The organism is Mesorhizobium sp. M8A.F.Ca.ET.218.01.1.1, assembly GCF_004791165.1.
GTDB lineage: Bacteria > Pseudomonadota > Alphaproteobacteria > Rhizobiales > Rhizobiaceae > Mesorhizobium.
In genome coordinates this window covers 1-327 of the sequence record NZ_SRUZ01000126.1, presented here as the reverse complement: position 1 = coordinate 327, position 327 = coordinate 1, and the positions used below count along the sequence as shown (strand labels likewise).

The 327-nt window shown below is 34.3% G+C and carries 1 protein-coding gene; it reads left to right on the top strand.

The annotated features are described in order from the left end of the window. Positions 1-41: 41 nt before the first annotated feature. Positions 42-327, top strand: a 286-nt coding sequence (locus EN861_RS34685) for a M3 family metallopeptidase (RefSeq protein ID WP_245512182.1), incomplete at its 3' end; no start/stop codon positions are given.

Sequence of the window (327 nt, the reverse complement as noted above, 5' to 3'; positions counted from 1 at the left end):
CTAAATTGCGCAAAGAACTATTGGGCTTAGATGACATGAAAATGTATGATGTTTACACACCACTTGTTAAAGATATTAAATTTGAAATGCCGTACGAAGAGGCTAAAGATTGGATGTTGAAAGCATTACAACCAATGGGTGAAGAATATACGAAAGTTGTAGAAGAAGGTTTGAATCATCGATGGGTGGATGTCTTTGAAAATAAAGGTAAACGTTCTGGAGGATACTCTTCAGGTGCTCACTTAACAAATCCGTTTATATTATTGAATTGGTCAAATACAGTTTCTGATTTATATACTTTAGTACATGAATTTGGTCATTCAGTGC